This is a genomic window from Succinivibrio sp., from assembly GCF_045124615.1.
GTDB lineage: Bacteria > Pseudomonadota > Gammaproteobacteria > Enterobacterales > Succinivibrionaceae > Succinivibrio > Succinivibrio faecicola.
Genome location: NZ_JBGVMC010000007.1, coordinates 1 through 2,513, shown reverse-complemented (window position 1 = coordinate 2,513; position 2,513 = coordinate 1). Strand labels below are relative to the sequence as shown.

2 protein-coding genes are annotated in these 2,513 nt (G+C 36.3%); both read left to right on the top strand.

Annotation, left to right across the window (positions count from 1 at the left end):
* Positions 1–1,806, top strand: a 1,806-nt coding sequence (locus tag ACJML3_RS00125) for a potassium/proton antiporter (RefSeq protein WP_406019593.1), incomplete at its 5' end; no start/stop codon positions are given.
* Between the two features lie 274 nt (positions 1,807–2,080).
* On the top strand, positions 2,081–2,513 hold a 433-nt coding region (locus ACJML3_RS00120), incomplete at its 3' end, for an AAA family ATPase (RefSeq protein WP_406019592.1).

Sequence of the window (2,513 nt, the reverse complement as noted above, 5' to 3'; positions counted from 1 at the left end):
ATATTTGCTTCAAAGCTTTCCTCTTTTTTCGGTACCCCCTTACTTTTACTGTTCCTTGCAATCGGTATGTTAACCGGTGAAGACGGCATTATTCTTCACATCCATTACACCGATTATTCATCCGCTTTTCTGATTGCAAATCTCATGCTTGCGGTGATACTTCTAGACGGTGGTTTAAGAACGAGTTTTTCTACGATGAAAACTGTGGCCACAGAGTCAACAATACTGGCGACACTGGGTGTTGTTCTCACGTCTGGAATTACTGGCTTGTTAGCATATCTTATTCTTGATATTTCTCTGATTCAGGCTCTCTTACTTGGGTGTATTGTAGGTTCAACTGATGCTGCCGCTGTATTCTCTTTACTTGGTAAGGATGATACGGTTTCTTTAAAATCAAATGTTTCAAATTCTCTTCAGATTGAATCTGCAACCAACGATCCTATGGCAATTTTGCTGACTACAACAATGATTGCCTTTGCATCTGCTAAAACCACATCTATGTACGATGCCTTCGTATTTTTCTGCTCCCAGTTTGGTTTTGGTATTCTCGTAGGAATTGTAATTGGCTATATTGCAAGAGTGCTTATAACTAATATCACATTAGGTGTCGGTCTTTACTGTATCTTTGTAATAGGTATCGGTCTTATTGGATTTGCTATCACCACATACATTGGAGGCTCTGGCTTCCTTGCTATCTTCATTATCGGTATGTGCATTGGTAATCAGAAAACAAGACAGGTAAGCTATATTCTTCCTGTATCTGAAGGCTTTACCTGGTTAAGTCAGATCACACTGTTCTTGATGTTGGGTCTTTTAGTGTCACCTCATGAAATGGTGTCTTACTGGTATCCTGGTGTAGTAATTGCAGTTGTAATTACTCTTATAGCAAGACCTCTTACAGTATTCTTATGTATAAAACCTTTCTTTAGGGCTTATAACAACCGTGATCTTCTGTTTATGAGCTGGGTTGGTCTTAGAGGCTCTGTACCTATTGTACTTGCTATTTATCCAGTATTTGACAAACTTGACCACCCTCAGCTGTATTTTAATGTAGCATTTGTGGTTGTAATCGTATCCTTATTGTTCCAGGGCTCATTAATCGTTCCATTATCAAAGATTTTAAAGGTATATGCCCCTTCAATTGCAGCGCCTATCAATAAATCTGATGTGGGTATCATGCTGTCTAATGACTATGAGCTTATGAACTATAGAATTAAGGAGCCATCATTTGAGAATATTCTGCTAAGATCAATAGTTTTTCCTAAAGGAACAAACATTGCCGCTGTATTCCGTGAAGGTAAAAAGATAAAATGTCAGGGCGATACAAGAATAAGGATTGGTGATATTCTTTCTATTATCGGTACTGATGCAGATGAGCCGCTTTTAAATGCACTGTTCTCTCATCAGGTAAGAATAAAGAGTCACTCCTTGTATCATGGTGACAAGATTTACAATGCAGACACTCCGCTAATCGATCTTGCAGAGCAGTTTGATTTTGAGCTAACCTCATTTGAGAAAACTCTATCTTTAGCTGATATGATGTCATATCAGATTGGTGGTTTCCCAGAGCCTGGCGATGAGGTTAACCTTATCAAGGTAAGTCTTGTAGTGGTTGAGCTTGAAGGCGACAAGATTAAACGTGTAGGATTATATTTAGCTCAGGAACGTACAGCAGAGTACGAGAGATTGAGAAGAGCCAAATTCAATGTTTACAAAAGCGAGCAGGATAATATGCAGCGTCGTCGTGAAGAGGCAACAAAACAGCTGTTTGACTGTATAGACGACGATGAAGAATATAATAAATAAAGATGAAAGAACAGTTAGATAAATTTACTCTATTTTTGCAGTTCGATCTTAACGCAAGAATTTCTTAAAATATGCAGTCTAGCACCACATTTACTGTTTAAAAATCAGTATCTTTACTAATTTTGATAATGGATTAGAAGAATTGAAGCATTTGAAGTAAAAATTGCTATTTTAGTACTAACAGATATGCTTCATGACCAAACGATAAGTAATATTGAAATAACTTAAAAATCAGCTAAACTACATATAGTTACTATATATTCTGGATATAAAAATGGCCGAAAAGACATTCAAACCATTGCCACTTGGCAATGAGGACTTTGTTTCATTAAGACAAAAAGGTAAATACTATGTAGATAAGACACCTTATCTAAAGAATGTCTTTACAGAGCCATCATCAGTACTTCTTTTCACAAGACCAAGACGCTTTGGTAAAACACTGCTTATGGATATGTTTGCCACATATTTAACTATTGGCAAAGATGGCAGTGATAACAGAGAATACAAAGAAAAACTCTTTGAAGGTCTTGAGATTCTAAAAGACAAAGAATTTACAGATAAATACTTAGGACAGTTTCCTGTAATAAGTTTTTCTCTAAAAGGAGTTTTTGGTAAGGATTATAATGCAGCATACGAAGCATTAGCATTTACTCTGTCAAATTTGTTTAAAGACTTTCTTTTTTTAAATGACAGCGAAAAACTATTAG